The organism is Desulfovibrio fairfieldensis, assembly GCF_001553605.1.
In the GTDB taxonomy this organism is placed as follows: domain Bacteria; phylum Desulfobacterota; class Desulfovibrionia; order Desulfovibrionales; family Desulfovibrionaceae; genus Desulfovibrio; species Desulfovibrio fairfieldensis.
This window is the reverse complement of the sequence record NZ_CP014229.1, coordinates 3,329,910-3,356,568: the sequence shown is the minus strand read 5'-3', so window position 1 is coordinate 3,356,568 and position 26,659 is coordinate 3,329,910. Positions and strand designations below refer to the sequence as shown.

The 26,659-nt window shown below is 58.9% G+C and carries 29 protein-coding genes, 1 tRNA gene and 1 pseudogene; 24 read left to right on the top strand and 7 right to left on the bottom strand.

Features of this window, described 5'->3' with window-relative positions; translation table 11 throughout:
• Positions 1-18: 18 nt before the first annotated feature.
• The 3 genes from murI to AXF13_RS14115 all read left to right on the top strand — a co-directional run bounded on the left by murI (position 19) and on the right by AXF13_RS14115 (position 1,673).
• Positions 19-849, top strand: coding sequence for a glutamate racemase (gene murI / locus AXF13_RS14125; protein ID WP_008682783.1), 831 nt, complete (start codon positions 19-21; stop codon positions 847-849).
• Positions 850-1,191: 342 nt separating this feature from the next.
• Entirely contained in the window at positions 1,192-1,467 is a 276-nt protein-coding gene (locus tag AXF13_RS14120; RefSeq protein ID WP_008682784.1) for an HU family DNA-binding protein, read from the top strand.
• A gap of 116 nt (positions 1,468-1,583) precedes the next feature.
• Positions 1,584-1,673: transfer RNA gene (locus tag AXF13_RS14115), tRNA-Ser, on the top strand.
• Between the two features lie 168 nt (positions 1,674-1,841).
• Here AXF13_RS14115 and AXF13_RS14110 read toward each other — a convergent pair.
• Entirely contained in the window at positions 1,842-2,582 is a 741-nt protein-coding gene (locus AXF13_RS14110) for a LexA family transcriptional regulator (protein ID WP_223299934.1), read from the bottom strand.
• Positions 2,583-2,688: 106 nt separating this feature from the next.
• Here AXF13_RS14110 and AXF13_RS16260 point away from each other — a divergent pair, with 106 nt between their 5' ends.
• From AXF13_RS16260 to AXF13_RS14095, 5 genes are all read left to right on the top strand, one after another.
• Positions 2,689-2,940 carry a helix-turn-helix domain-containing protein gene (locus AXF13_RS16260; RefSeq protein WP_083522120.1) on the top strand — a complete coding sequence of 84 codons (252 nt, stop codon included), beginning with the start codon at positions 2,689-2,691 and terminating at the stop codon, positions 2,938-2,940.
• Between the two features lie 87 nt (positions 2,941-3,027).
• On the top strand, positions 3,028-3,354 hold the full coding sequence (locus AXF13_RS14105) for a helix-turn-helix domain-containing protein (protein ID WP_062254207.1): 327 nt from the start codon (positions 3,028-3,030) through the stop codon (positions 3,352-3,354).
• A 2-nt stretch (positions 3,355-3,356) separates the two neighbouring features.
• Positions 3,357-3,524 carry a hypothetical protein gene (locus AXF13_RS16255; protein WP_236887149.1) on the top strand — a complete coding sequence of 56 codons (168 nt, stop codon included), beginning with the start codon at positions 3,357-3,359 and terminating at the stop codon, positions 3,522-3,524.
• Between the two features lie 335 nt (positions 3,525-3,859).
• Complete coding sequence (locus tag AXF13_RS14100) at positions 3,860-4,447, top strand: hypothetical protein (RefSeq protein ID WP_062254205.1); 588 nt, start codon at positions 3,860-3,862, stop codon at positions 4,445-4,447.
• 106 nt (positions 4,448-4,553) lie between these two features.
• Positions 4,554-5,114, top strand: coding sequence for a DUF4823 domain-containing protein (locus AXF13_RS14095; protein ID WP_062254203.1), 561 nt, complete (start codon positions 4,554-4,556; stop codon positions 5,112-5,114).
• Positions 5,115-5,166: 52 nt separating this feature from the next.
• On the opposite strand, the gene AXF13_RS14090 is transcribed toward AXF13_RS14095, so the two are convergent.
• Positions 5,167-6,165 carry an AraC family transcriptional regulator gene (locus AXF13_RS14090; protein WP_062254202.1) on the bottom strand — a complete coding sequence of 333 codons (999 nt, stop codon included), beginning with the start codon at positions 6,163-6,165 and terminating at the stop codon, positions 5,167-5,169.
• A 298-nt stretch (positions 6,166-6,463) separates the two neighbouring features.
• On the opposite strand from AXF13_RS14090, the gene AXF13_RS14085 reads away from it, so the two are divergent.
• Positions 6,464-6,871, top strand: a complete 408-nt coding sequence (locus tag AXF13_RS14085) for a thioesterase family protein (RefSeq protein WP_062254200.1) — start codon at positions 6,464-6,466, stop codon at positions 6,869-6,871.
• Positions 6,872-7,057: 186 nt separating this feature from the next.
• Positions 7,058-7,606 carry an NADPH-dependent FMN reductase gene (locus tag AXF13_RS14080; protein WP_062254198.1) on the top strand — a complete coding sequence of 183 codons (549 nt, stop codon included), beginning with the start codon at positions 7,058-7,060 and terminating at the stop codon, positions 7,604-7,606.
• 126 nt (positions 7,607-7,732) lie between these two features.
• Here AXF13_RS14080 and AXF13_RS17295 read toward each other — a convergent pair whose 3' ends face one another.
• From AXF13_RS17295 to rnhA, 4 genes are read right to left on the bottom strand one after another with little or no spacing between them, the layout of a single operon-like run.
• On the bottom strand, positions 7,733-9,028 hold the full coding sequence (locus AXF13_RS17295; RefSeq protein WP_062254196.1) for a biotin synthase BioB: 1,296 nt from the start codon (positions 9,026-9,028) through the stop codon (positions 7,733-7,735).
• On the bottom strand, positions 9,025-9,465 hold the full coding sequence (locus AXF13_RS14070; protein WP_062254194.1) for a C-GCAxxG-C-C family protein: 441 nt from the start codon (positions 9,463-9,465) through the stop codon (positions 9,025-9,027). Before AXF13_RS14070 ends, AXF13_RS17295 begins: the two co-directional genes overlap by 4 nt.
• Positions 9,466-9,477: 12 nt before the next feature.
• Positions 9,478-10,452 (bottom strand): hypothetical protein, encoded by a 975-nt coding sequence (locus AXF13_RS14065; RefSeq protein ID WP_062254933.1) that lies wholly within the window; start codon positions 10,450-10,452, stop codon positions 9,478-9,480.
• A gap of 13 nt (positions 10,453-10,465) precedes the next feature.
• Entirely contained in the window at positions 10,466-10,945 is a 480-nt protein-coding gene (gene rnhA, locus AXF13_RS14060) for a ribonuclease HI (protein ID WP_062254193.1), read from the bottom strand.
• A gap of 265 nt (positions 10,946-11,210) precedes the next feature.
• Between rnhA and AXF13_RS14055 the strand changes: the two genes are divergently transcribed.
• From AXF13_RS14055 to AXF13_RS17355, 3 genes are all read left to right on the top strand, one after another.
• Entirely contained in the window at positions 11,211-12,242 is a 1,032-nt protein-coding gene (locus AXF13_RS14055) for a LacI family DNA-binding transcriptional regulator (RefSeq protein ID WP_062254191.1), read from the top strand.
• Positions 12,243-12,329: 87 nt separating this feature from the next.
• On the top strand, positions 12,330-13,019 hold the full coding sequence (locus AXF13_RS14050; RefSeq protein ID WP_062254189.1) for a Bug family tripartite tricarboxylate transporter substrate binding protein: 690 nt from the start codon (positions 12,330-12,332) through the stop codon (positions 13,017-13,019).
• On the top strand, positions 12,929-13,288 hold the full coding sequence (locus AXF13_RS17355) for a tripartite tricarboxylate transporter substrate-binding protein (protein ID WP_190276412.1): 360 nt from the start codon (positions 12,929-12,931) through the stop codon (positions 13,286-13,288). Before AXF13_RS14050 ends, AXF13_RS17355 begins: the two co-directional genes overlap by 91 nt.
• Before the next feature lie 86 nt (positions 13,289-13,374).
• Here AXF13_RS17355 and tnpA read toward each other — a convergent pair whose 3' ends face one another.
• Positions 13,375-13,833, bottom strand: coding sequence for an IS200/IS605 family transposase (tnpA, locus tag AXF13_RS14040; RefSeq protein ID WP_062251401.1), 459 nt, complete (start codon positions 13,831-13,833; stop codon positions 13,375-13,377).
• A 335-nt stretch (positions 13,834-14,168) separates the two neighbouring features.
• Here tnpA and AXF13_RS14030 point away from each other — a divergent pair.
• From AXF13_RS14030 to AXF13_RS13980, 11 genes and pseudogenes are all read left to right on the top strand, one after another.
• Positions 14,169-15,601: pseudogene (locus tag AXF13_RS14030) on the top strand (tripartite tricarboxylate transporter permease).
• Between the two features lie 21 nt (positions 15,602-15,622).
• Positions 15,623-16,219 (top strand): tripartite tricarboxylate transporter TctB family protein, encoded by a 597-nt coding sequence (locus AXF13_RS14025; RefSeq protein ID WP_062254181.1) that lies wholly within the window; start codon positions 15,623-15,625, stop codon positions 16,217-16,219.
• Between the two features lie 50 nt (positions 16,220-16,269).
• Positions 16,270-16,767, top strand: a complete 498-nt coding sequence (locus AXF13_RS14020) for a nucleotide-binding domain containing protein (protein ID WP_062254179.1) — start codon at positions 16,270-16,272, stop codon at positions 16,765-16,767.
• A complete protein-coding gene (locus AXF13_RS14015; protein WP_062254178.1) occupies positions 16,764-17,315 on the top strand; it encodes a class II aldolase/adducin family protein in 552 nt (183 codons plus the stop codon). Before AXF13_RS14020 ends, AXF13_RS14015 begins: the two co-directional genes overlap by 4 nt.
• A 119-nt stretch (positions 17,316-17,434) precedes the next feature.
• The gene (otnI, locus tag AXF13_RS14010; RefSeq protein ID WP_062254176.1) at positions 17,435-18,229 is read left to right on the top strand and encodes a 2-oxo-tetronate isomerase; all 795 of its coding nucleotides are present in this window, start codon (positions 17,435-17,437) and stop codon (positions 18,227-18,229) included.
• Between the two features lie 34 nt (positions 18,230-18,263).
• Complete coding sequence (ltnD, locus tag AXF13_RS14005) at positions 18,264-19,145, top strand: L-threonate dehydrogenase (protein WP_062254174.1); 882 nt, start codon at positions 18,264-18,266, stop codon at positions 19,143-19,145.
• 1,360 nt (positions 19,146-20,505) lie between these two features.
• Positions 20,506-22,338 (top strand): hypothetical protein, encoded by a 1,833-nt coding sequence (locus AXF13_RS14000; RefSeq protein WP_150116189.1) that lies wholly within the window; start codon positions 20,506-20,508, stop codon positions 22,336-22,338.
• 78 nt (positions 22,339-22,416) lie between these two features.
• Positions 22,417-23,028, top strand: coding sequence for an SIS domain-containing protein (locus AXF13_RS13995; protein WP_062254171.1), 612 nt, complete (start codon positions 22,417-22,419; stop codon positions 23,026-23,028).
• An 11-nt stretch (positions 23,029-23,039) separates the two neighbouring features.
• Complete coding sequence (locus AXF13_RS13990) at positions 23,040-24,557, top strand: PfkB family carbohydrate kinase (RefSeq protein WP_062254169.1); 1,518 nt, start codon at positions 23,040-23,042, stop codon at positions 24,555-24,557.
• A 2-nt stretch (positions 24,558-24,559) separates the two neighbouring features.
• Positions 24,560-25,528, top strand: a complete 969-nt coding sequence (locus AXF13_RS13985; protein WP_062254167.1) for a GSU2086 family protein — start codon at positions 24,560-24,562, stop codon at positions 25,526-25,528.
• Positions 25,521-26,597, top strand: a complete 1,077-nt coding sequence (locus AXF13_RS13980; RefSeq protein WP_062254165.1) for a radical SAM protein — start codon at positions 25,521-25,523, stop codon at positions 26,595-26,597. Before AXF13_RS13985 ends, AXF13_RS13980 begins: the two co-directional genes overlap by 8 nt.
• Positions 26,598-26,659: the final 62 nt, after the last annotated feature.

Genomic DNA, 26,659 nt, shown 5'->3' with positions numbered 1-26,659 from the left:
TAAAGGACGATCACGATCATGAAGGACGCTTCGCTGCTGCCCGTGGCCCTGTTTGATTCAGGCGTGGGCGGCCTTACTGTGCTCAAGGCCCTGGCCGACCGCCTGCCCGGCGAGGATCTGCTCTATCTGGGCGATACGGCCCGGCTGCCTTACGGCACCAAAGGCCGGGAGACCATCACCCGCTATACCCTGCTGGCCGCCCGGAAGCTGGTGGACAGAGGCGCGAAGATGCTGGTGGTGGCCTGCAATACCGCCACGGCGGCGGCCCTGCCCGCCCTGCGCGAGCATTTCGCGCCCCTGCCCGTGGTGGGCGTGGTGGAACCCGGCGCGCGGGCCGCGGCCCGGACCAGCCGTAACGGCGAAATCGTGGTCATCGCCACCGAGGCTACCATTACCGGCGGCGCATACCAGCAGGCTATCACACGCATCCGGCCCGAAGCCCATGTGCGGGGCCGGGCCTGCACCCTGTTCGTGCCCATGGCCGAGGAAGGCTGGATGGACGGCCCCCTGGTGGAGGGTATTGCCCGGCGCTATCTGGAGGATATGTTCACCCCGGCGGTCACCGCGCCGCGCCCGGACACCCTGCTGTTGGGCTGCACGCATTTTCCGCTTCTGCAGGCGGCCCTGCAAAACGTGGTGGGCCCGCAGGTGCGCATTGTGGATTCAGCGGCCACCACAGCCGAGAGTGTGGAGGAAGAACTGACGCGCCTGGACCTGCTGCGCACGGACGAGCATACCGGCGTCCGCCGCTTTATGACCACGGACAATCGGGAGCGTTTTGCCCGCACAGGCGGCCACTTTCTGGGCAGTCCGCTGAAAAGCGCGGATGTTGAACTTGTTGATTTGTAATTTTTTCAGCATGTTAGTCTATTTCCCGGCTGCGTCGTCGAAAACGCCGCCTCCGCGCGCGCAAGAAGGCATCCGCCGGGAAAACAAGAGCGGCCGGGCGATTCCGCGCTTTTTCTGTTGACATGCCCCCAGGCATTACTTAGAGAAAGCAAAGTTATGGTCGTTGGCACCAGGTCGGCGGCCAGATACGGAAATCCCCAGGGCGCGCGCCGTGCCTGTCGCTGAGCAATAACGCACTGATCCCAGAGTTCCGCGAGGCGGCCTCCAAAATCCGCAGTGCGGGCCGTCTGGTCTGACTTGGCACAAACGGGGCAACCCGAAAATCCTGTACGGAGAAACATCATGACTAAAGCTGAGCTTGTTGAAAAAATCCACGCCAAGGCCGGCCTGCCCACCAAAGCTAAAGCCGAGGAAGCCCTGGACGCCGTGGTGGCTTCATTGCGTGAAGCTCTCGCCGACGGCGAATCCGTGACCTTTACCGGCTTCGGCAGCTTCAAGGTTGTGGCGCGCGCCGCGCGTAAGGGCCGCAACCCCCGCACCGGCAAAGAAATCACCATCCCCGCCAGCAAAGTTGCCAAATTCACGCCCGGCAAGGGCCTGAAAGACGCCATTAAGTAAGGCACGCTGTCTACGGATTTTTCGGCGGCGCCTTTATTCCAGAAGGAACGGGGCGCCGCCTTTGCGTTCGGACTACCCCGCCCCATGCGATGCGGCGGCAGTGCTTATGTTTATACGGAAGGGTGGCAGAGCGGTTTAATGCGGCGGTCTTGAAAACCGTTGATGCCGTGAGGCATCCGGGGGTTCAAATCCCTCCCCTTCCGCCATGCAGCATAGAATAGCGCCACGTTGCCGGAACGAAAGACCGGCGACGCGGCGTTTTTTGTTTCATTGCCGACTTGCCCCGCCTTCTCCCCCCGGCTCCCGCCTTGCCGCCCACCCAAAAAGCGGAGTGGCCTCTGCCCTCATGGCGGCGGTTATTGCGCGCCCGCCGTTTATATTTCCTGCATGACCCAGGCCAATCGCCCGAGAATCCATTCCGTCCGGACTAAGCGTATCCTGCGATCCGGATACGCGGGGTTCTCGGCGCATAAGCGGAAATAATCCTCATCCCAAAGCAGTCGGCGCAGGACGATCTCCCCGTGGGGAAGCGTGATGGCGAACAGTTCGCCGCTCGCGGGGCAGTCGGCGCGCGTGTCAATGCCGACATACGCTCCCCGGCGCACTGTGGGCGCGGCCGCGTCGTTGTCCACTGCCAGAACGACTATGCCCTCTCTCGCGTATGCCCTAGGCAAGAGGATGCTGCCTGTCGGCCGGAGCGTGGCCACGGCTGCCCCGTTTTCCGTGTCGTCGCCGCGCATGGCGTACATGGTGACAAGCGCAGGCTGCGACAAAGGCGAGCCCAACAAGCCGGGGGCCAGGGGCTTTCCGTCACCGTCGCCGGGGATGTACCCGACCTCGGTGCGCAGATACACCGGGCCGATGCCGCTTTTCAGCCAGTCGGGGTTCACGCCCAGCTTTTCAAAGAGCGTCATATACCAGGCCCCCGGCACGGATTGCCGTCTTTTGGCGTCGGAAATGCTCGATTGCCTGATCTCAAGAATTTCAGCCAACGCGGTTTGCGTGCGGGTGTTGGTTACGGCCTGAATGCGTTTGATAATGTCCCAATAACCTAACCCGCTGTTTTGGCATGCCAATTCGACTTTGTAGGTTATGCCCATTATCTTTTTTCTCACTACGCTTTCCCCACACGTTCATACCAGTTCAGTTGAATTGGTACTCCTCCTTACCAGTCCTTTTGAATAGGTACAACGATTTTTTTGATTCCTTCAAACTGGAAAAATGGAATCAAAAGTAGGTGAACATTTTGGAAGGGCGTTGGTTCAAATCCGGAATAATCTGGGAATTTCCCAGTACCGATTAGCAAAATTGTCTGGCATTTCAGAGGGATATTTAAATAAATTGGAAAATGGAAAAAGAGAACCCAGAGCAGAAATGATCATCCGTCTAGGGCGAGCCCTTGGTATTGCCCCTGGAGATTTAATCAATGAGACTGATCGGCTTATGCGCGAAGTTAGTTCTTCATCTACCTAATTTATCTGGATAAACTATAAATGCAGCCTCCGTACCCATTCAATTAGACTGGTAAACCGGAACCCCCATTCCCGATAAAAGAAAAAGATGGGAAACGTAAAGCAATGCCTGTTTGGAACCGCTCTTGTTAACATTCGAGAGTCCCTCCATATTTCGCAGTACCAACTTGCGAGGAATTCCGGGATCCCGGAAGAGTATCTCAATAAACTGGAAAATTCCAAAAGAGAGCCCAAAGCTCGTATGATCATTCGCCTCGGCCGGGGGCTTGATATCCCCCCCGGCGACCTGCTGAATGAAATGGACCGGCTTATGCGCGCGGAAGAAATGAAACAGGCTTCACCACAGGACATACCCGTCGATGAACGAAGGCAATGTCAAACACCCGCGCCAGGAGCCGCAGAATCCGGAAAATGAGCTTGGAAACACTGGAAACTATTGCTCATGCGCTTGGAGTGACAATTAAAGACCTGTTTGACGAACGCGTTGATTCCCATAAAAAGCAGGCAGAGCAAGCCATCTCTCAACGCGTTTCTCCGCAAAACAGAAAGCAGGATTGCCCTGTAAAAACAAAAACAGGCCGATGAGCTTCCCCATCGGCCTGACTGGCCCCGCATCTTTCCTTCCTGCCCCGATACATCTTGCGTGCCGTTTCGTTCCGTATAATTTTTCAACATACATATGCGGAAAGCAGCCTGCCCCGGAAGGATGCAAGGAAGCCGGGCGATTGAACCCGACCGCGAAAAATCCGGCCCCCTCCTTCCCACGGACTCTCCTGCCCGCGCGGTGGCTATTCCCAAACGAGCGCCGCTGTATCGGCCTTTTCCATGTCCTGTTGACTCGCGCGCCCGCGCAGGGCACACTTTTTTTACAAAATACTCCCGGGATGCGGGACGGTCCATAAAACCGTACAGGACATTCCATGAAGCCATGCCTGCTGCTGTTTCTGTTGCTGTGCGGTCTGGGCGGTTGCCTCAGTCACAGCATCGGTCCCGCCGAAGTAAAGCGCGATGCGTCCGCTCCCCACGCCGTGCTTGAACGCGATCAAGCGGTTTTCGTAACCACCCTGACGCCGCTCCCGCCGGATGCGGGAGATTCGGCGGAATACATCGCGGCCCAGTTCGCCAAGTATCTCCGGCCTGTCGCGCGCGAAACCCGGTACGGAGCTCCGGTGGCCGATGCGGCGGACGGCCTGGCAAAGGCCCGCGACTGCGGCTGCGGCTATCTGGTTCTGTTGCGCGTTCTCCAATGGAAAGCATCCAGCCTGTTCAGCCCCGGCCATGCGGCGGAAGTTGAAATCAGCGTCATGAAAGTTGATACCGGCGCGCTGCGGGACAAAAGCACAGTCAGCGCCTCCTGCTGGAGCATGCTTGCAAGTCTTGAACAATCCACGCGCGAATGCCTTCGCCCGCAGGTCAATACATGGCTGCAACAAGCCTTCAATACGGATACCGTATTGAAAGCGCATACAAATCCCGGCACGTTCAGCCTGGGGGTCACCTACAAGTGAGGCCGCACTCGTGGGCAACTCCCGCCGGGACAATCCGCGCGGGAATGCCCTGCCGTGTTTCGCAGCCCGGCCCGGCCTGGATCCGCATACATCAGGAGGAACCCGCATGCCGCGCTTGAAAATTTTTCCCCTATTTGTGTTATGTGCGCTTCTCTGCGCCTGTCAGATGGACCTCCGGACCGGAGGCACCAAAGCAGACGTCACGCCCCTGAAATCCGGACCGGCCGTGGACAGGGGGAAAAAGCTGTTTGTGGCTATGCCCGCCGATTTCACCAAGGGCCAGGACACGGAAAAAGGCTCCGGAGAAGACACACAACAGGCTCTGCGTAAGGAACTGGAGGGGGCTTCGGTTCAGGCGGTATACGCACCCGCGCCCCAAGGCATGCAACAGGCCTTGGCGGCGTCCCGGAATGCGCAGTGCGCCTATCTCATAGACCTGAGCATTCTTGACTGGGACGATCCGCCAGCGAGCTTCCAACTGCGGCCGGATAAAGGCGAAATTTCGCTTTCAGTCTATGACGCGAGCTCGGGAGAACTGTTGCGCAACGACGAGGTTTCCTGCTCGGGATACGCCACGGTCGTTAATTCCGTCGGCTTCTACTCGCCCAAGGACTGCCTCAAGCAGGCTTTCAGAAAATGGACGGCTGAAGCCCTGACCCCAAATTAGACATAAGCGGCGGCGAGATGGAGCATCTCCGTCCCGCCGCCGCTTATGTTGTTTACTTTTGCTCCTGTTGCCGCACCATAAGGCAAATGCTCACGTCACAAGCCAAGTCGGGATCTTCGCTGCAGACCAGAGGCGGATGATAGTATTCAAAGCCCGGCCCTGTGACTTCATAGCCGCTCTGCGGCAACCAGACGCCGATCAGTTCATTCCAGGCCGCCGTATACTCATCCATGCGGATGGGCCGCCGGTAGCAGGCATACAGCCCGGCGGGCAGGCTTTGCAGGCAAATGCCCTCCTGCGCCAGGGCCTGCTCGTCCGCCGCGAAGCCTTGGGGCAGCACCACGCAGGCGTCATAGCGGCAGCGCTCGGGCGGGGTCAAAGAGGGATTGTCCCAACTGACGCCCAGTGCCGCCGTGTCCGGTCCCAGCAGGCCGTTTTTTCCGGCCCAGGCCATGATCCTTTCCCAAGCCTGAGCCAGGGCCGGGCCGTACGGGCCGATCTGCCGCACATAGGCCACGCGGTATTCCGGCAATTGTTTCACATCCACTTTCATGTCCGCTCCTTTGGCCAGTACGGCCAGGTTGGGTTCAAGCTGCACGCGGGCCGCAGCGCCCGCCTGGTCCGTGGTATACGTCAGATCATAGGGGCGCGCGTTTCCCGGCTTGCGCTTTTGGCCCGGCGGCACGGGCGGCGTCCCCTGCCCACAGGCCGCGCGGAACGCGCCGGGGCTCATGCCCATCCATTCGCGGAACACGCGGGCGAAATTCTGGGAGGAGGAAAAGCCGCAGGCCAGGGCAACGGCCGTGATGTTCAGGCTTGAGGAAAAACGCAGCAGATTGGCGGCTGTTTCCAGGCGCAGCCGACGGATACAGGCCGCCAGGGTTTCGCCGGTCATGGCGCTGAATACCCGATGCAAATGGAAGGGCGAGAGGCAGGCAATTCCGGCCAGCTCTTCCAAGGAAAAAACGCGCGCCGGATCAGCTGAAACGGCGTTCAGAATTTTGTTGATGCGTTGCTCGTAGGAAAAATGCGTGGACGCGCGGCGCGCCATACTGACTCCTGTTTCTGGTGTCTGATTGTAAAAATTTCGAGCATAGCCATGCTCTCAATTTTCACAGGATCGTCAGCGAAAAAACGTGATTTTCGCTGACGTTCGGCGGTTGCGCCGCCGCAAAACCTGTAGAGTCTTGCGCGCCTGGTTTTTCACATCAGGCATTGGTTTCAAGCGGCTTGCCCGCGCGGGCGTTTCCGCGCGCCGGGCTTGAATCCACGCCTTTACTCTTGACATGAAGGCCGCCCCCCGGACAAGACATATCTGAACCGTTTTTAATCTGATATGAGGTAGATAGATGAAGACAGCATTGCAAGTGGGGCTGAAAGGCCAGTCGGAAACAATGGTCGGCAAGGAGCTTCTGGCCAGCGAGGTGGGCAGCGGCCTGGTGACGGTCTACTCCACGGCCATGATGATCGCGGGCATGGAAGGCACGGCCGTGGCCTCGGTGCAGGATGCGCTGGAGGACGGCCAGACCACGGTGGGCACGCGCGTCAATGTCGCGCACCTGGCGGCCACGCCCTGCGGCATGAAGGTCCGCTTCGTCACGGAACTGACCGCCGTCTCGCCCAACGGCAAGGGACTGACCTTCAATGTGGCGGCTTATGACGAAACCGGCCTCATCGGCGAAGGCGTGCACGAACGGGTGGTGGTCAACAAGGAAAAATTCGAGAGCAGAACCAGGGATAAAGCCCGCCAGGCCTGAATCCCGCTGCCAGGGGACGCCGCTCTTCTTCGCGCGTTTGCTTACGGCATTGCGGGATTGCGGCAGGAACCGGCAGTGGGCTTTCCCATAAAAATCGTGTACACTGTATGCACAACGCGGATCGCAGGCCCAGGCTCAGGGCCGGGCACAAGCGAACCGCAGATCATATATCCCTAGGAGTACACGATGGATACGCTTACATTTGTGGGCATGACGGGCAGCCTGCGCCGCGCCTCACGCAACAAAGGCCTGCTGCGCTGCTGCGCCTCGCACCTGCCGGAAGGCGTGCGCATGGAAATCGCGGATATTTCCGCCCTGCCCTTTTATAATGAAGATCTGGAAAAACCCCAGGCCGTCAAGGACCTGGTCGCTCAGGTGACCGCCGCCGACGCCCTGGTGCTGGCCTGCCCGGAATACAACTATTCCATGGCCCCGGCCCTGAAAAACGCGCTGGACTGGCTCTCGCGCGAGCCCGATCTGGCCCCGCTCAACGGCAAGCCCGCCTGCCTGCTGGGCGCGGGCGGCGGCATGGGCACGGCGCGCAGCCAGTACCAGATGCGCCAGACCTGCGTATATCTGAATCTGCTTCTGCTGAACAAGCCGGAATTCTTTTCCAACGCCTTTTCTCCGGCTTTTGACGCCGACGGCGATCTCGTCGATGAAGGGCTGATCAAGCAGGTAGCCGCGCTGATGCAGGCTCTGGCCGACTGGACGCGCTTTTTGAAAAATGCCTAGGCTCAGCCCTCCGCACGGACGCCCCGCGCCGGAAGTCCGGCCGGAAGCCGACGGCAGCGGATAATAACAGGCAGGCCGTGGGATACGCCCACGCCTGCCTGTTATTATTTTTTGGAGGAGAGTGCCTTACCCCGACGAAGCCACCTTGCGTACCAGCAACTCGTCGTCCGGCCAGATACGGCGATCCGGGGTGAGCAGTTCGCCCTGACGGGCCACCAGGGCGGTTTCCTCGGCCAGGCCCAGAGCTTCCAGCAACTGGCGGGCTGTTTTGGGTCTGGGCAGGGAAAGGCGGCGTTCCTCGGGCTGCACAAGCACCATGACGCGCGCGCCGCAGTGCTCCGGCCTGACGATCTGGACATGGTTTTCCGCTTCGGTTGCCGTCATGGATGTTTCTCCGTTCCGCATGCAAAGGTTATCCTCAATCTCCCGCCCGTCGCCGTCACGGACCGCATATCCGGCACGCCGCAGCAGCCGCACGGCCCCGGCGGCGGAAAAGGCCTGCCAGTCCCGCTCGGACGGCGCGCTGTCGCGCGGAATGGCTCCTTTTTCCACCACCACGATATTGGCTCCGGCGGTCATATTTTCCAGAGCGGCCGGATGCGCGCAGACTCCGGCCAGACGCCCGCCCCCGGCCAGGCGGAAAATCGCGGCCAGCTGAGCCAGACGCGCCGGGCTCAGGGGCGGCTGGTCGCCCAGGGGCGTGCCCGGCACGGGCACTCGGGCCATAACGCCGGAAATGCTCGCGCCCGTGGCCATGATCCGCAAAAAACAGTCCGCCAGTTCCTGATCCGCGTGTTCCGGGCCCACCGGCTCCACCAGGGCCACCAAACGCAGTCCCGCGCGAACCGCCGCCAGCATGGTGGCTTCGCGCACATCCGGGTCAAAGGCCGTATCCCGCCCTTCGCGCACGCGGATGGTGTGATAAACGCCCGAACCACCGGCCCGGCGCACGGCCAAAGCCGCGTCCGCGTCAAACTCGCCGGTGTTCAGAATGATCTCATAGCCGCCGGGCACGGCCTTGCGGATGGCGGCCAGCATGCCGCAGAGCGCGTCCAGGTCGTAGAACTGAGTGGTGCGCAGCACCACGAAACGCGCGCCCGCCGCCACATAGGCCCGCGCGTGGGCGATGATCTCCGTCTCCGTATAACTGCGCGGCGCGTCGATAAGTTTCCAGGCTTCCCCCAGGGAGCAGAAGGCGCAGTTCATGGGGCACGGCGTATAGTCCAGGCCCAGCGCGCCCCAGAGGTACGCGCGGCCCCCATCCAGAGCCAGGGCGGCCTTGTGCGCGGCATGGCGCAGATACAGGGCCTCATCCGAGGCCGGAGGCACGGCCACCAGTTCCAGCAGGGCCTCCCGCTCCAGAGCCTCGCCCCGCAGGCAGCGCCGCAGGGCCATGTCCGCCAGGGCCCGCGCCACGCTCACAGCAAACCCTCAAGCATATCGCAGGCGGCACAGACCAGAGGCGCGCAGACCGAGGCGAAAAGGCCTTTTTCCACAATCAGGGCGCGCTGCTCGGGAACGGTCAGGTCATAGCCCAGAATCTCCCGGCAAAGCAGGCCGTTATGGGCCTCGGCAAAGGCGGCGGTGAAGGCGTCCCGCCGGGCGTACAGACTCCGCTGCTCGGCGCGCGAGCACGCGCCGCCGTGGCCGTGGGCCAGGCCCAGAACCATGAGCGCGCCCGTCACGCAGCCGCAGACATCCGCCCGGCCCAGACCGGAGCCGAAGCAGGAGGCCGTGCGCATCGCCACGTCCGGCGCGATGCCCAGGCGGTCGGCAAAGTGCGCGAAAACCTGCTGCGCGCAAACAATGCGCTGTCCGAAATCGGCCTGCGACTCCGTCACGGTTTTGCTCTTGGCCATGCCCTCTCCTCCTCACAAGAAATAATACAGCAGGGTCACCAGAACCATACTGGCGGCGCGCAGCCCCTGATTGGCAAGAATCAGGCGCAGGGCCAGGGCCGGGCGGAAAAAGCCCGTGTAGGACGGCAGCTGATGCCGGACGGCCCGCATGGGCGTGGACAGGATGTTGCCCACCATCAGGGCCAGCACCACGTCGCGCGGCGAAAGCGCCCCGGTCTGGAGCACGCTGCCCGCCGCGCCCAGGGCCGCGCCCAGCTCGGCGGCCAGATGCAGCACGATGATGCCCATGGCCTGCGGCTTGAGAAAAGAGAGCCACCCCATATGGGCGGCCAGCCATTCCTCGGCCAGATTGAAAAAACCATAGAGCTGCAAGAGATACATCAGCACATAGACCGGCACCGTAAAGTATACCAGCTTGGGCAGACGGCGGAGGAAGCGCTTCCAGGCCTTGCGCAGGGCCGCGCCCCAGTCCGTGCGGGCGTCGCCGTCCGCCTTGCAGACCAGACAGCCCGGCGGGGGCGGCGGCAGCAGGCGGCGCGCCAGCAGCACGGTAAAGCCGGTGCGTCCGGCGGCGGCCAGCAGGGTAAGCCCCACGTAGGTCACGGCGGGCGCGCCCAGCACCGGCCAGGTCAGCAGAAAAATGGTGGGCGTGTGCACCAGATAGGCGGGCAGGCTGTTGAACAGGTTCGCCAGCATCAGCTCACGGCCCGAAATTTCGCCCGCGCCGTGGCTGTCGGACAAAAGGCCGTTGGCCGCCGCCGGGGAGACAAAAGCCAGGGAAAACGACGCCCCGGCCACTTCGCGCAGATGGGCCGTGCGGGCCAGGGGCGCGGCCAGACGCGCCAGATAGCGCGTCCAGCGCAACGCCTCCAATAAATTGGCGATAAGCAGACCCACGGCCAGCCCCAGCAAAAGGCGCAGCAGGGGCCAGAACAGGGCGTGCCAGAGGGCGGCCAGGGAAAAAGGGGCGTCGGGGCTCGGCAGCATGGCGCAACGGGTTTCAGGCGTCTTCGGGACGGAAGCCGGGGTCCGGCGGCAGATCCCGCCGCCCGGCATAGGTACGGGCCAAAACGTCGCAACGCTCGTTTTCCGCATGGCCCGCATGGCCCCGCAGCCAATGCAGATGCACGGTATGCCGCCCCAGCTCGGGCAGCAGTTTTTGCCAGAGGTCCACGTTTTTGACCGGCTTTTTGTCCGCCTTGACCCAGTTTTTCTTCTGCCAGGATCTGAGCCAGCCTTTTTCCACCGCATTGCGGACGTATTGCGAATCCGTATACAGCTCCACCGCGCAGGGTTCCCTGAGTGCGGCCAGGGCTTCCAGCACGCCGGTGATCTCCATGCGGTTGTTGGTGGTCAGGCGGAAGCCGCCCGCCAGTTCCTTGCGGTGATCCGTGCCTTCCAGACAGAGCACGGCGGCCCATCCGCCGGGGCCGGGATTGCCCAGGCAGGAGCCGTCGGTATGGATAACGACCTGCTTCATCGACTGTTTGTATCCTTACGGTTGCGTTGGGGTGGGAGTTGCCACGGTGGCAGCATACACGTCTCGCGACGGGCGGGCAAATGCGGCAGAGAGCCTTCAATCGCAACAAACTTCCCTGAACGGGAAAAAACTTGCCAGAAACTTTATTCCGAACCATAAAAAGTTAACGCTAACATCAGCGGTAAAAATTTTTATCTCAAAATGTTAACGTTAACATGCAGCGACATTTTCCCATTGCCTTTCCACCTCTGCAATGGAGCCCCGCATGGGCATACGTACGCCACCCGCTTCCGCATCTTCTCCATCCGGAACCAACCGGACGGCGACTCAGCCGCGCCATTCCGAATTCAGACAGATAACCATCAAGGACGTGGCCCGCCTGGCCGGAGTCAGCCTGATGACGGTTTCACGCGCTCTCAACCGGCCGGAACTGGTATCCGCCAAAACCCGCGAACTGGTGCGGCAAGCCGTCGAACGCACGGGATACATCCCCAACCGCCTGGCGGGAGGACTTTCCGGCCTGCACACCGGTCAGGTGGCCGTTCTTGTGCCCTCGCTTTCCAACTTGGTCTTTTCCGACCTGCTCAATGGTCTAGCTTCGGTTTTGGAACCTCACGGCATGCAGATGATGGTGGGTAACTATCATTACGCGCTGGTGCTGGTGGGGCCGGCGCCCCGGTCGGCGGCCCCCTTGCTGCGCGCACGCGCCCTACCGATGGTAGAGACAGTGGAGCTTATCGATACGCCCTTTGATTGTAACGTGGGTATTTCGCACCAGGACGCCGGAGCGGCCATGGCCGCTTATCTCACGCAACAGGGCTACCGGAGCGCGGCGGCCGTTTCCGCCAACGCGGGACTGGAACGACGCACCAGCCAGCGTATTGAGGGGTTCTGCCGCTACCTGGCCGCCAACAATTTTCCCCAGCCCGTGCGCCTGGACCTGGAAAACCGCTCATCCATCAGCGAAGGCGGCAAGGCCATGCGCCGGATACTGGATTTGCCCGAACGGCCGGAGGTGGTTTTCTGCGCCAACGACGACCTGGCCTTCGGCGCCATGATGGCCTGCCTGGATGCCGGGCTGCGTGTGCCGGAAGACATCGGCGTGGCTGGATTCAACGCGCTCGATCTTGCCTTGCAGTGCCGTCCGAGCATCACCACGGTCAATGTCGATCGCCATCGGATGGGCGTACTGGCGGCACGCCTGCTGCTGGGCCGACTGTCCGGCGAGAACGGCGCTGAACGCCTGGATGTGGGTTTTACCGTAATTCCGGGCCAGAGCACGCGGAAGCCGACCTGAGCACAGGCGCACGGCAAAGGCATCAAAACACCGTGAACGGACAGCGGAGCGCCCGGCGTTCCGTGCAAACCAGCATTGGGAGGCTTTATGAAAAGTTTGTTCCTACTGGCCGTATCCTGTCTGATTCTGGCGTTGAGCGTTCCTGTTGCGGCAACCGGCTATCCCGACAAAACCGTGCAATTCGTTGTGCCCTTCGGTCCCGGCGGAAGCACCGACGTGGCAACCCGCCTGCTGCTGAAAACATTCAACAAAAACTTTCCGCGCGAGGCTGTGGTCATCAATATTGCCGGAGCAGGAGGCGCGGTGGGCGCGCGCAAGGTCCATGACGCCAAACCCGACGGCTATAATCTGCTTTCCTTCAACACCATTCTGCCCGTGCTGCGGATTATGGGCATGATCGACTTCAACTACACGGATCTTGCGCCCGTGGCTCTCTTTTCCACCTCGGACACCGGGGTTTTCGTCAGAAACGACTCGTCCTGGCAAAGCGTGAAAGACATGGTGGCCGACGCCAAAAAGCGGCCCGGCAAGATCCGTTTCGGCGTGGGCTTCGGCACCCTGGCCCACCTGGGAGCCATCGCCCTTGAGCAGAAGGCGGGCATCAAATTGAACATCGTGGCCACGGGCCGCGGCGAAAAAAATCCGCAGCCCTGCTGGGCGGGCATATCGACACCTATTTCGAACCAGTGCCGCCTGTCACCCAATATCTGGAAAGCAAGGCCTTCCGCTGCATCGGTATTTTCAGCGAAAAACCCAATCCGCGCCTGCCAGGAGTAAAAACCCTGCGCGAGCAGGGCCTGGACATCATACTCATGCAGAACAACGGCATTTTCGCGCCCAAGGACACGCCTGAAGCCGTGCTGGCAACATTGTGCGCGGCCTTGAAAAAGACCTGCGCCGATCCCGGATTCCAGAAAGAACTCACCGACAACAATCTGGATGTCGTCTATCTGGACGGACAGGCCTACCACGATCTGCTGGCCCGCGAGTTCGCCACCCTCCAAGGTATTGCCGAAAGCTTGCAGAAAAGGAACCCCCCGGCATAGCCGGGGGTTCTTCATATGCGCCTGTAAGGCTTTCTTACCAGCTGCGCCCTAGCAGGCGCTCTTGCGATCTGACATTTGCATTTCTGTTACTTGCGGCCCGTAAACGGGCTCCTTGGGTAGGGTAGGCTCAACTGATCGCCAAGTTTATCCGACTCCAGCTGATGCTTGATGTAATCCTGAATCTTGGCCTTATTCTTGCCCACTGTATCGACGTAATACCCACGGCACCAAAATTCTCGATTGCGGTATTTGAACTTCAAATCCCCAAATTGTTCATAGATCATGAGACTACTCTTACCCTTCAGATAGCCCATAAAACTCGACACACTCATTTTGGGGGGAATCTCAAGCAGCATGTGGATGTGGTCTGGGCAACATTCTGCCTCCACTATTTTTACATCCTTCCATTCGCACAACTTGCGCAGAATTTCGCCAATGGCGCGCTTCTTTTCACCATAGAACACCTGGCGGCGATATTTAGGCGCAAAAACAATGTGATATTTGCAATTCCACCTTGTGTGGGCTAAACTTTTGGCGTCACCCATCGTGACCTCCTTTTGATTTGTTGACTCGCAGTTGCCAGACCGCGAGACTTTTTAACAAATCAAAAGGAGTTTTACTGACATGGGCAAAGCTGTAAGCTTTTTAGAACCCCCCGCCTAGCGGGGGGGTTTCTCCATACAATAAGTCCCGGCCGTTGCGCGGCCGCCGCGCTCAGGATGCTTCAAACCGAATAGCCTTCTGGGGGGCCCGTGCGGGCCGAGGGAAAGTCCTCCTCTCCGGCCCGCACCCTCCGCACGCCAACAGCCGAGGTGCACCCGTGAGCGATATTCTTTTACAGGCGGTCCAGACCTTATGCGACCCCCTCACCCTGTTCTGCATGACGCTGGCCATGGCCTACGGCATTCTGCTGGGTGCCATCCCCGGGCTTACCGCCACCATGGCCGTGGCTCTGATGATCCCGCTAACCTACAGCCTGCCTAAAAACGTGGCCATGGTTTCCTTCATCGCCGTCTATATCGGCGGCATTTCAGGAGGCCTGATTTCCGCCATCCTGCTGCGCATGCCCGGCACGCCCTCGTCCATCGCCACCACCTTTGACGGCTATCCCATGACTCGCCAGGGCAAGGCGGCCAGAGCACTGGGCATCGCCATTCAGGCTTCGTTCATCGGGGGCGTGGTCAGTGCCGTGGCTCTCATGGCCATCGCGCCGCCGCTTGCCAACTTCGCCGTGACCTTCGGCTCCTATGAGTATGCCGCCCTGGCCTGTTTCGCCCTGAGCATGGTTTCATCCCTTTCGGAAAAAGACCGTCTCAAGGGTCTGATGTCAGCGTTGCTGGGACTTTTTTCTCCTGTGTGGGGCAAAGCCCCATTGACGGTTCGTGGCGTTTCGCCTTCGGCTTCGCTGAAATGGATGCCGGTTTTGAAATCCTCTCCGTACTGATCGGCCTATTCGCGGTTTCGGAACTTCTGAACACGGCGGCCCATCTGCACGAAAAAGCCGACAGGATCGAGACCAGGGTGCGCTTTTCCGGTTTCTTCCCGCCTCTGCGCGAAACCCTGTCCGGCTGGCGCTCCTATTTGCGGGCTTCGGCCATCGGTACCTTCATGGGTCTGTTACCGGGCATCGGCGGAGGCCCCGGCGGCCTCCTGGCCTACGCACAGGAAAAGCGGGCCTCCAAGACGCCGGAAAAGTTCGGCACCGGCATGCCCGAGGGGCTGATCGCCTCCGAAACCTCCAATAACGCGATTACCGGCGGCGCATTGATCCCCATGCTCACCCTGGGCATTCCCGGCGACGCCACCACAGCTATCATCATGGGCGGCTTCATCGTGCACGACATCCGGCCCGGACCGCTGCTCTTCCAGAACAGTCCGGCCATAGTGACCACCATTCTGCTTTCCGTACTGCTCTGCAACGTGCTCATGCTGCTTATCGAAACCCTCGCCATCCGGGGCTTTGTCCAAGTTCTGGACGTGCCCCAAACAAGACTCGTGCCGATCATCATGCTCTGCGTGGTGGGCGTGGTAGGGGTGAACAACCGGCTTTTCGACGCCTGGGCCATGCTCTTCTTCGGCTTTCTGGGCTACGTCTTCGAGCGCAACGGCTATCCCCTGGCTCCCTTTGTGCTGGGCTTCATCCTCGGCCCCATGGTGGAGGAAAATACCCGCCGCACCCTGCTTTTTTACGACTCCCCCATGCTGTTGCTGGAACGTCCCGTGGGCACCTGCCTCTTGCTGCCGGCTCTGCGGCCCTTCATTCTCTGGCTGTTCAGGACCGTGCGCCAGCGGCGGCGGGCAACGGACGGTTAAACCCATCCTCGGGAGGTTGTAATGGGTAGCAGGATCTTTCTGAGCATTGTGGTGGCTGCGGCCGCGGCTCTGTTTTACAGCACTTTTTTCTTCAAAAAGAGCTTGGTCGGCGCATCCAGCAGCCCGGAAGGCATGCCCCGCTTCGTGCTGACGGGCATCATTGTCGTGGACCTGTTGCTTCTGGCACGGGATTGGAAAAAATGCCTGTCCGCGCATATGCGGGAACTGTTCCAAGGCACGCGGCTCTATGTGGTCATCGCCCTGCCCGTCTATCTTCTGGCCCTGCCTTGGCTGGGTTTCAGCCTGAGCACCTTTCTGCTGCTTTTCGCCCTGTTTACCCTTCTGACGGAGAGCAGGCCCGACGCAAAGGGGCTGGCGCTGAACGCCCTGCTGGCGGGTGGGGTGTTTTTCCTCTTCCGGCAGGTTTTCCATTGTCCACCCTCTGGCTCGGCTTGCCGTAACCGACGCCCTGGAAGATGCGGACCTGCTGACGCTGGGCCAGGCCTGTGCCGATCTGCCCCTGCTGACCGGCGGCAGCGGTCTGGCACTGGGTCTGGCGGAGAATTTCCGCCGCCAGGGCCTGCTGAACGGGGAGCAGGCCGCCGCGCTGCGGCCTGAGTCCGGGGGGGTCGGCTCTGATTCTTTCGGGCAGTTCTTCCGAGGCCACGTTGACCCAACTGGCCGAACTGGCCCGACACGGCCACCCCACCAGACAACTGGATGCCTTCCGCCTAGGGGATGCGGCCTATCTGGATGAGCTTTGCGGTTGGGCGGCGGCACATCTGGGTACTGATCCGGTGGTGGTCCGGGCCAGTGCGGAATCCGCGGTGGTCGGTGCGGTGCAGTCCCGGCTGGGCAAAGAACGTTCCGGCCAATTGGTGGAAAACGCCTTGGGGCGCATCGCTCAGGCCTGTCGCCGGGCCGGGGCCCGGCACATTATTGTGGCCGGAGGTGAAAGCTCCGGAGCCGTGGCCCAGGCATTGCAGGTGCGGGCCATGCGCATCGGGGCACAGATCGCGCCTGACGTACCTTGGATATTCAATGCGGGAGGGCTTGGCGAACCGCCCTTGCCCTTGGTGTTGAAATCGGGCAATTTCGGCGGCCGGGACTTTTTCAGCCGAGCCCTGGCCATGCTGCCGACGCCCCGCACGGGAGTGAAGCCATGAACAGTATTGCCGCGGAAGACATCCTGCGTCGAGATATGGTCCGCCACGGACGCTCCCTGTTCGAACGCGCTCTGTCCGGCGGCAATTCCGGCAATCTCAGCGTGCGTCTGTCGGACGGCAGGCTGCTGACCACGCCCACCGGGCGCAGTCTCGGCAATCTGCACACCGACGCCCTGAGCCTGCTGGACGCCCGGGGAAACCATCTGGACGGCCCGCCCCCCACCAAGGAAGTGCCCATGCATCTGGCCTGTTACTCGGCCAACGCGGACTGCGGGGCCGTGGTGCATCTGCATTCCCCCTACGCCACGGCCCTGGCTTGCCTGGCAAATCTTGACCCGGCGGATTGTCTGCCTCCGTTGACGCCGTATTTTGTCCTGCGCATCGGCACGCTGCCCCTGGCCCCGTACCGCATGCCGGGAAGCGCGGACATCGGCGCAGACCTTGCCCGTCTGTTGCCGGGGCGAACGGCCGTGCTGCTGGCCAATCACGGCTCCGTGGTTTGCGGCCCGAGCCTGGAAACGGCCGTGGGCAACAGCGAGGAGCTGTAAGCCACGGCCCGGCTGTATTTCATTCTCAACGGCCAGGCGGCGCGCCCGCTCAACGCCGAAGAGCGCGCCGCCCTGCACCCGCATTCCGCCAATCCGTCCAGGACATAAGGAGGTCCGCCATGCCCCGTTTCGCCGCCAATCTGACCATGATGTTCACGGAACTGCCCTTCCTCGACCGCTTCAGCGCGGCGGCGGATCAGGGTTTCCAATGGGTGGAGTATCTTTTTCCCTATGAGTTCGCGCCTGAGGATCTGGCCCGTGCCCTGGAACGCAACAGGCTCAAACAAGCTCTGTTCAATCTGCCGCCCGGCGACTGGGCCGCCGGGGAGCGCGGCCTGGCCTGTCTGCCGGGCAGGGAAAAGGAATTCGACGACGCTGTGGAAAAGGCCGTGCTGTATGCTCAGGCTCTGAACTGCCCGCGCCTGCACGCCATGGCCGGCAACCGCCTGCCGGGCGCGTCCGCCGAAATTATGCTGACAACGTATCTGGGCAATATCCGCAGGGCCGCGCAGCGCCTAGCTGACGAGGGTCTGGAGCTCTGCCTGGAGCCCATCAACCAATACAGCATGCCGCGCTATTTCCTGCGCGTCCAGGAACAGGCCGCCGGTTATATCGAAAGTCTGGGACTGCCCAACGTGCGCCTGCAATTTGACTTCTTCCACTGCCAGATGGAACAGGGCAACATCTCCGGTCGCCTGCGGCGCTTTTTCCCGCTTATCGGACACTGCCAGCTGGCCGGCGTGCCGGACCGGCACGAACCGGATCAGGGCGAACTCAACTATCCCTATCTCCTGGGCCTGCTGGATGAGCTCGGCTACCAGGGCGTGGTGGGCTGCGAGTATAATCCGGCAGGCAAGACCGTGGACGGGTTGGGTTGGATCCGCGCCTTCGACGTGGTTCCGAATCATTGCTGAAGGCGCGGTTTTTTCACATGTAAAGGAGGATCACATGTCGCAACAGACATACGCGGTCATCGGTCTGGGAGCCATGGGCATGGGTTTGGCGCAGTCGCTGCTGCGCGCGGGCCTGAAAACCGTGGGCTGCGACGTCAACCCGGCGGCTCTGGCGTCTTTTGCCGAAGCGGGCGGTCAGACGTCCGCCGACCCGGCGGCAGCCGCAGCCATGGCGGACGTACTTTTTCTGGTGGTGGTCAACGCCGCCCAGATGGAGGACGTGCTTTTCGGTCATGGCAAGGCCACGCAGGCGATGAAGCCGGGCGCTCTCGTGGTGGGGTGCAGCACGGTGAAGCCGGACTTCGCCCGGAACATGGAACAACGCCTGGCCGACTTCGGCCAGCTCTATCTGGACGCGCCCATTTCCGGCGGCCCGGTCAAAGCCGCCGCCGGTCAGATGACCGTCATGGCCTCAGGCGCGCCCAAGGCCTTCGCCAAGGCCGAAACCGCGTTGCGGGACGCGGTGGGCACTGTATACCGCCTGGGCGACAAGGCGGGCATGGGTTCAGCCATGAAGGTGGTCAATCAACTGCTGGCCGGAGTGCATATCGCCGTGGCCGCCGAAACCATGGCCCTGGGGCTGCCGGCCGAGGACATCTACACGGTCATCACCAACGCGGCAGGCAATTCCTGGATGTTTGAAAACCGCATGGCCCATGTGCTTGCAGGTGATTACACGCCTCTGAGCGCGGTGAACATCTTCGTCAAGGACCTGGGCATCGTCAGCGAAACCACGCGGGAGCAGGAAATGCCCGCCCCCCTAGCCGCGGCCGCGCTGCAACAGTTCGTTACGGCCCGGGCACAGGGCCTCGGCCAAGAAGACGATGCGGCGGTAATCAAAATCTTTCCCGGCATTGAGCTGCCGCAAAAATCCTAACGTATTTTGTGCTTGAAATTATCGCTTAACGGCGAAGTATCAGGATGTCTTCAGTAGTTGCCAGCATTGCGATCTTTAGCCATACGGCTTGTAGACTCGCCTACGTCTAAAGCTCCTTCACCGCAACATCTGAAGCAAATTCGCCTTGCGATCATAACGCTTCACGGAGCGGATTTTTACGAAAAATCAGCGCAGAACATTTGGATATTTCCAATATCGAGATCAAAACGCTCTGAAAGCCGCAAACATGCCGCGCCCAAAGCGGATGTATCTAATCTTTCGAGAAAAACTGATATTGCCCATCGCTGTCTAAAATAGACAAGAGCTGGGCTCGCTTGGTCGTGACTCTTCCAGGGTCGGGCTGATTTTTCTTCAAAACAAACGCCCAGTCAGCCTTTTTATCTTTGCTAATGACATCGGCAAGATTTTGGGGGGCACCCTATAGCATCAATGATAGCACACTTTACATCAACTAGCTTCAAAAGTTCAGGAATTTCTGTAATCTCATTTTTGCTACTGACATCACATTATTCCAAGACCATTCTAGCTTCCGTCGCCCAGGCGCTTGTTGTATGCAGTGCTGCTATACATTTTGTTTTGTCAAATGAAGAACATAATGTTTTACCATCTATTGCGACGATTTTGACTTCAAGCAAATAGCAAGAACTTTGCACCACGAAATCCCGTTCAAAGTCCGCCAGAGTGGATTCCTCCGTACCACACGGCGCGGGCCAGAAGACATTCACCAGCATTCCCTTTTCGACTATGCTAGGTCAAGCATGAAATCGATGTCCGTGGCAGCACAGATGGGAATTCCCGCATAGCACCGGGGCCCTCGCCACACGGCGGCGGAAATGTCCATTTTGTTGTTGATCCGTATTGTTGAACTGCTGTTGTGCTCACTACATCCACGGCTTGCGCTCTCGATACTCTCTCGATAGACTGTAGCGTTCGCTGATTCCGTTAAGGCTGTGACGAACGGCCAGATGGGGCCTGCATAAATAATGAGGCCGTTGTCCAGCTGATGATTACGGATAATGGGGGCAGTGAGTATGAGGAGGGGCTTCGCACGGGGCAGCACACATACGAATGCCTCTTTTTTGCCGCTGTAGGGAGAATAGCGCTGAATTTTTGAAGATAACGCCTTTATAGTTACGCATATGGCGATACTTGCTGACTAGACAACGAAAAGCACCACATAGTTTTTATAGTTTGCCGTCGCCTGATATGCCTCACCACACGGCATCAAAATGGAAAATGGCATCCGATTTACCTGTCTGAGCAGAATATTACAATTTTCAACGTCCTCACAGTGCTCTTGGGTAAATAACGTGTTGACACTCTGCACCTAGGCCCAGCCATGAATATGTCTGCCCAAGCCATCGACGACACCTGCTATTTGAAAGAAATCCAGAACTATGCGGATTTGACGGCGGGAATGCTGGGCTATACTCTCCCACCCTGTGCCGGACAAGAAAGAATCCGGCGCTGCCATAAAATTTTATCCAAGTACCCTTACGCATATCCGTTAGCCCTTGAATTATCGCTGCTACTGCCATCTGCCATGGCCATCACCTGGCTGCGCGCGATACACAGTACATTTTATGCGCGGGCGGATGTGCTGGAGGAAATCGACACCTTTCTGGTGTGGCGTATGTCACCCGTGCAGGCACTGACAACGATATTACGACAGGCGGGAAAACGGGGCCTTTTTTTACCCTCCCTGGAGGCGTATCTGCAAAAATACTACCCTTCAATGGCTCGCTACATAAGGAAACGCCGTGCTTGGGATATGATGGCCCGCCTTCCATGGCGGGCGCATTGGGACACTGTCGTACAGCATATATTCCGTGTAGCCTTCTTCGTCCTACAAAAGAATGGGCAACTTCCAGAGGATTGGCTGGCTTTCTATCTGCGAGCTGCGGTTCCTAGGAAACACCACGGTATAGGAATGCAGCTGGCGCGTTGGGCTGTTATGCGCTTGCTGACACACAGAGTAACGGCGGCCTCCGGGGAGGGATTTCGCCGCGAATGGTGGAATCTGCCTGTCAGGGACCATAAACGTACCGCAGCACAGCTTACAGATGGCCCGGGCTTTGATGTTGTTACGGTATTATGGGGCGAGCGCTATGTGGATGATTTCGCCAAGTTTTGCATGCCTAGTCTGCTCGCATCAGGTAATCTGCCAGCGCTGGCCTCAACAGAAACGCTGCGTCTTGTTTTTTACACAACGCATAAAGATATGGCGCGCATACAGGCGTTGCCCCATTATGAAGAACTGCGTCGCCATGCAGATGTTCGCTTTATTTTCATTGATACGGTATTACATGCTGTCAAGGCGGACATTCCGGGGTTTAATTTTACCAGTAAATATGCAGCTATGACGGCTGCGCATAATCATAGCTTGCGGTCGGCAGCTCGGAATGGTCGCTATGTGATTATAAACCCGCCCGACTCTATCTGGCAAAAAGACACGTTTGTAAATCTTCTTCAATTACAAAAGCAGGGTAAAAATAATATTTTTCTATACACTGGGCCATTTATATGCCGACAATATATTGATGATATCATCAATAAGTGTATGAAGAATGGCATTTTAGAGCTAGATGAAAAACTTATGCGTTCATTGATGCACAAATATAGACACCCAATATCCACAATATTTCACGAAAATTTTCCTATTCGTCATTTATTTAGCCCATTATTACATTTATTCAGCGTTGGCGATGAGGGTGTTGTAGCTTACAGCACATGCCACTTGCCCCTCATGTTGAAGCCAACCATGGATACCGTAGTACGTGAAACTGTGGATTATGATTGCCCCATATCGCCTTTGATGCTCCATGACGAAGTGGCCGTGCTGCAGGGCAACGCGCTCGTGTGCATAGCGGGCATCGAACCGTTAGACGGACAAGACAGTGCGTTGCGCTGGCCTCCCTATGGTTTTGCCGAATTGGCCAAGGCCTTCCGTTACACGCGGTTGTGGAACAGATTGTTTTTAACCCTCCCTTGTAAGTTCAGCGCCACAGGGTGCTACGAAAACGAACAATGGAACAAAGTAACGACCGCAAGCCGCCTTACGATAGACAAGCTCCTGCGGGCAGGGGAGCAGGCAATGCCCTTGCCTCCTGTGGAACTGTTTCTGAAAGGTGTCACGGCATTCTTGAGGGAATACGAGGAATCCCGGCCATGATGTGCGATGTTTCTTTAGCACACATACGGGAAACGCATCCAAAAAATCGAATGTAACGCGATTACCAGGGAACACAGCATGAGCGCATATTGTAATGGTGTAGTCAAATACGAGCAACGGTGGCAGGACTTTATGTACCTCCTCAACCGAACCTTGGCCGATGTATCTTTTCGCGATGCGTCCGGAGCGGAGCTGGATCAGGAGGAAGGTTTTGCCGTGTGGACAACAAACGGTTATGCCCTCAAAAAAAATGGGGCCTGTCTCTATTTTGCGGGCAACGGGGCCAGCGCTTCTATGAGCAGCCATTTTGCCGCTGATATCAACAAAAACGCCGATATTCACACCCAAGTATTTACAGATTTGGCCTTGGTCACCGCCATAGGCAACGATATCGGCTACAGCGAAGTATACGCATATCCCCTGCGCCGTCGCGCCATCGCAGGCGATATGCTTGTTACCATTTCAAGTTCGGGTAATTCCCCCAATATCCTCAAGGTGATTGACGCCGCGCGTGAGCTGAACTTGTATGTAGTTACGCTTTCGGCCATGGACGGCGAAAACGCATGCCGCCAACGGGGACATCTCAACGTCTATGTCCCCGCTATGACATATGGCATGGCAGAAAGCGCACACACCGCTATTTTGCACTACTGGACGGATTTGCTGGTCGCCCTCGCGTCGCAAGCATAGGATGGCCTGGTATGTCTCCCAACGCAAAAATATCTTCTCTGGAATTACTGGCTACACGCCTTGCAGAACTCCGGGAGCTGGGCAAACGTATCATACTTTGCCACGGTGTCTTTGATCTTCTGCACATCGGACACATACGCTATCTGCGGCAGGCAAAAGACTTGGGCGACGTGCTTGTGGTCACGCTCACTCCGGATCGCTTTGTGGACAAAGGGCCTCACAGGCCGGCCTTCAGCGAAACATTGCGTGCGGAAGCCCTAGCTTCTCTGGACTGTGTTGATTTTGTGGCCGTTAACATGTGGTCCACAGCAGAAGAAACATTGCGTCTGCTACGCCCAAACATTTATGCCAAGGGCGCGGAGTTCAAAAACCTTGAGGATACGACGGGCAAAATCCAACGCGAAGCGGCAGTAGCGGAAGCGGCGGGCGTGGAAATCGTGTTTGTGGAAGATATCGTTTTTTCCTCGTCAACTCTGATAAACCGCTATTTTTCGACATTCTCCACTGACTGCCGCGACTACCTGGAGCTTCTGCGCAAGCGTTTTTCCATCGCAGACATCCAAGACAGCCTGAGTTCCTTCGGCGGTATAACGGCGCTGGTTGTAGGGGACACCATTCTGGATGAATACGTCTACTGCTCCGGCCTGGGCGCATCCTCCAAGGATCCCGTGCTTGCGCTATTGTGCAAATCACGTGAACTGTATGCCGGAGGCGCGGCGGCAGTGGCCAATCATGTGGCCCAGCACGTAGAGAGAGTTATTTTTTGCACGGTGGTGGGCGATGACGGCAAGGAAGACTTTATCCGCAGCCACCTTGCCCCCAATGTGGAAATGCATGCCGTGGTCCGTCCCACAACACCCACCCTACGCAAAGAGCGGATGGTTGAGGGATATAGCTTGCAAAAGTTGCTGGAACTCTATCACATGGACCGTACCCCTTTGTCGGAAGCTCAAGAAAAGGAGCTCGCAGAGCGTGTAAAAACGGCTATGTCCCGCGCAGAAATGGTAATTGCCGCTGACTTCGGCCATGGCTGCATCACAGAATCGCTGGTGAGCACGCTGTGCGCCGGACCGCTTTTTTTAGCCGTCAACACGCAAGCCAATGCGGGAAACAGGGGATACCATACTATCGGACGCTATGGCCGGGCGGATTTCGTATCCCTGGCTTCGCATGAAATCACGCTGCAATACCGCAACAGCAACATGCATTTGCGTGAGATGATGGAAGATTTGGCCGCCCGCCTCCATGTACGTCAACTTGTGGTTACCGAAGGACGCAATGGCTGCGCAGCGTTGAGTGAAAAAGGGTTCATCCGTGCGCCCTCTTTCACCTCCTCGGTCGTGGATCGCGTGGGCGCGGGGGACGCTCTTTTTTCTGTGGCCGCTCTAGCCGCATACAGGAACCTGCCGCTGGAATTGATACCCTTTTTGGGCAATATCGCCGGTTCGCTGGCGGTAGAAATCGTGGGTAACGCGCGAGCAGTAAGCAACACTGCCATGCAGCGCTATCTTACAGCATTGATGAAGTAATTATGAGTCGTTATACGATTTTTGACGTGTCCCGCCTCCGCCTGCGTCCCCTTGGGGAAAGGATCAATGACCTTTCAGGTAATATCCTGCTGCCTTTGCGGACTCCTGTGGCCGCACCCGCGTCTGGCCTGCTCATGGCCGCCCGCGCCATGCTCAAGGCCAGAAACGAAGACAGGCATACGCTTTTTCTCTGCGGCGGGCATGTGGTGCGTAGCGGCGTACAACGGTACATCCTGGACATGATGGAGCGCGGTCTTGTCCACGGCCTTGCCGTCAACGGGGCCGTGGCCATCCACGATTACGAGCTGGCCCTGCAAAATGCCACCACAGAGTCGGTAGCCCGGTACATCCGGGAAGGCCAGTTCGGATTATGGACGGAAACAGGGCGTATCAACGACATTGTCGCTAAAGGCAATGAGCATGGGCTGGGCTTCGGCGAAGCCATGGGCAAAGAAATCGCCGAGGGAGACTATCCCTTCAAGAAGCACAGCCTGTTTGCCGCGGCATGGCGCCTGGGGGTGCCTGTAACAGTGCATGTGGGCATAGGCTATGATATCATTCACGCCCATCCCAACTGCGACGGCGCGGCTGTGGGCGCGGCCAGCTACAGGGATTTTCTGATTTTTGCCGCGTTGTTGCAGAAGCTTGGCTGCGTGTGCAGCTTCGGATCGGCGGTGATGGCGCCGGAAGTATTCCTCAAGGCGCTGTCCATGGTGCGTAATGTTGCCCGCGGTGAAGGGCGCGAACCGGAGCCCTTTACATCGCTGGTATGCGATATTCTCACACTGCCGGAGGATACGGCAAAGGAAGCGGCAAAGGACGATCCGCGCTATTATTTCCGTCCATGGAAAACCCTGCTGACCCGAACCGTGGCTGGCAGCGGGCAAAGTTTTTATGTGCGCGGACGGCATCACGAAACCGTGCCAGCACTATGGAGCGCCCTGAACATCTGTGAGGCTGACCATGAGTGACATGCAGCAATACCGCATTGACAGCCATAAACTGCATCTGCATCCCCAAAGGGTGAGCCGATGGCTTGAAGGTGAGACCGTTGCTCCTATTTACCTGGAAGTGAGTCCCTCTGGCTCCTGCAACCACCGCTGCCGCTTCTGCGGCATGGATTTCATGGGCTATAAGACACGTTTTCTGCCCACGGATATTTTTTCGCAGCGCCTTGCCGAACTGGGACAGCTGGGTGTCAGGGCCATCATGTATGCCGGGGAGGGCGAACCCTTCCTACACAGAGAAATGTCTCAGCTGGCAAAGAATACCAAGGCCGCTGGCATAGACGTGGCCTTTACCACCAATGGTGTGCTGCTGCGTCCCGAAGTGGCTCGCGAGGTGCTGCCTGTAACGACATGGATCAAGGTAAGCTGCAATGCGGGCACGCCGCATACTTACGCTCATGTGCACGGTACAAAACACGAAGATTTTGAACGGGTCATGGCCAACATCGCCGTGGCGTTGCGCTTGCGGGAAGACCTGCGCAGCACATGCACGCTGGGCTTCCAGATGCTGCTTTTGCCGGAAAACCGGCAAGATGCCGTGCCCCTCGCGCAACGGGTGCGCGATCTTGGAGCCGACTATCTTGTCATCAAGCCCTACGCCGTGCACCGCCTGAGCCTGCGCACCGAATACCGCGAGCTAACCTATGGGGATTGTTCAGCTTTGGCCCAGGAACTTTCGGCCCTGAATACGCCGCGATTCAAGGTCATCTTTCGACATGAGACCTTGCGCCGTCGCGAGCACCCTATCCACGCCCATCATCGCTGTCTGGCGCTCCCATTCTGGGGTTATGTAGACGCCTCCGGCATGCTCTGGGGCTGTCTCCGCCATATCGGTGAAGAGAAATTCGCCTACGGCAATCTGTGTGAAACTGACGCGGCCGAGGTACTGCACGGCAGACGGCGACAGGAAAATATGGCTTGGTGCGAGGAACATCTGGACATTGAGGAATGCCATGTGGCGTGTCGCATGGAGACCGTCAACGACTATTTATGGGAACTGAAACAGCCCGCAACGCATGTGAATTTCATTTAGGGTGCGGCGTCTGGGGAACGCGGAATCGTGCAAGATATGATCAGCCTGGCCCGCCATCTCAA

Excerpts from the sequence above, each read along its gene's own strand:
- AXF13_RS14095 (WP_062254203.1), top strand. The coding sequence starts at position 4,554 with ATGCCGCGCTTGAAAATTTTTCCCCTATTTGTGTTATGTGCGCTTCTC.
- AXF13_RS16260 (WP_083522120.1), top strand. The coding sequence starts at position 2,689 with ATGGAATCAAAAGTAGGTGAACATTTTGGAAGGGCGTTGGTTCAAATC.
- AXF13_RS13990 (WP_062254169.1), top strand. The coding sequence starts at position 23,040 with ATGTCTCCCAACGCAAAAATATCTTCTCTGGAATTACTGGCTACACGC.
- AXF13_RS14100 (WP_062254205.1), top strand. The coding sequence starts at position 3,860 with ATGAAGCCATGCCTGCTGCTGTTTCTGTTGCTGTGCGGTCTGGGCGGT.
- AXF13_RS13980 (WP_062254165.1), top strand. The coding sequence starts at position 25,521 with ATGAGTGACATGCAGCAATACCGCATTGACAGCCATAAACTGCATCTG.
- AXF13_RS14050 (WP_062254189.1), top strand. The coding sequence starts at position 12,330 with ATGAAAAGTTTGTTCCTACTGGCCGTATCCTGTCTGATTCTGGCGTTG.
- AXF13_RS14015 (WP_062254178.1), top strand. The coding sequence starts at position 16,764 with ATGAACAGTATTGCCGCGGAAGACATCCTGCGTCGAGATATGGTCCGC.
- otnI (WP_062254176.1), top strand. The coding sequence starts at position 17,435 with ATGCCCCGTTTCGCCGCCAATCTGACCATGATGTTCACGGAACTGCCC.
- AXF13_RS14000 (WP_150116189.1), top strand. The coding sequence starts at position 20,506 with ATGAATATGTCTGCCCAAGCCATCGACGACACCTGCTATTTGAAAGAA.
- AXF13_RS14085 (WP_062254200.1), top strand. The coding sequence starts at position 6,464 with ATGAAGACAGCATTGCAAGTGGGGCTGAAAGGCCAGTCGGAAACAATG.
- ltnD (WP_062254174.1), top strand. The coding sequence starts at position 18,264 with ATGTCGCAACAGACATACGCGGTCATCGGTCTGGGAGCCATGGGCATG.
- AXF13_RS14025 (WP_062254181.1), top strand. The coding sequence starts at position 15,623 with ATGGGTAGCAGGATCTTTCTGAGCATTGTGGTGGCTGCGGCCGCGGCT.
- AXF13_RS13995 (WP_062254171.1), top strand. The coding sequence starts at position 22,417 with ATGAGCGCATATTGTAATGGTGTAGTCAAATACGAGCAACGGTGGCAG.
- murI (WP_008682783.1), top strand. The coding sequence starts at position 19 with ATGAAGGACGCTTCGCTGCTGCCCGTGGCCCTGTTTGATTCAGGCGTG.
- rnhA (WP_062254193.1), bottom strand. The coding sequence starts at position 10,945 with ATGAAGCAGGTCGTTATCCATACCGACGGCTCCTGCCTGGGCAATCCC.
- AXF13_RS14105 (WP_062254207.1), top strand. The coding sequence starts at position 3,028 with ATGGGAAACGTAAAGCAATGCCTGTTTGGAACCGCTCTTGTTAACATT.
- AXF13_RS14065 (WP_062254933.1), bottom strand. The coding sequence starts at position 10,452 with ATGCTGCCGAGCCCCGACGCCCCTTTTTCCCTGGCCGCCCTCTGGCAC.
- AXF13_RS14055 (WP_062254191.1), top strand. The coding sequence starts at position 11,211 with ATGGGCATACGTACGCCACCCGCTTCCGCATCTTCTCCATCCGGAACC.
- AXF13_RS14120 (WP_008682784.1), top strand. The coding sequence starts at position 1,192 with ATGACTAAAGCTGAGCTTGTTGAAAAAATCCACGCCAAGGCCGGCCTG.
- AXF13_RS14080 (WP_062254198.1), top strand. The coding sequence starts at position 7,058 with ATGGATACGCTTACATTTGTGGGCATGACGGGCAGCCTGCGCCGCGCC.
- AXF13_RS14090 (WP_062254202.1), bottom strand. The coding sequence starts at position 6,165 with ATGGCGCGCCGCGCGTCCACGCATTTTTCCTACGAGCAACGCATCAAC.
- AXF13_RS14070 (WP_062254194.1), bottom strand. The coding sequence starts at position 9,465 with ATGGCCAAGAGCAAAACCGTGACGGAGTCGCAGGCCGATTTCGGACAG.
- AXF13_RS13985 (WP_062254167.1), top strand. The coding sequence starts at position 24,560 with ATGAGTCGTTATACGATTTTTGACGTGTCCCGCCTCCGCCTGCGTCCC.
- tnpA (WP_062251401.1), bottom strand. The coding sequence starts at position 13,833 with ATGGGTGACGCCAAAAGTTTAGCCCACACAAGGTGGAATTGCAAATAT.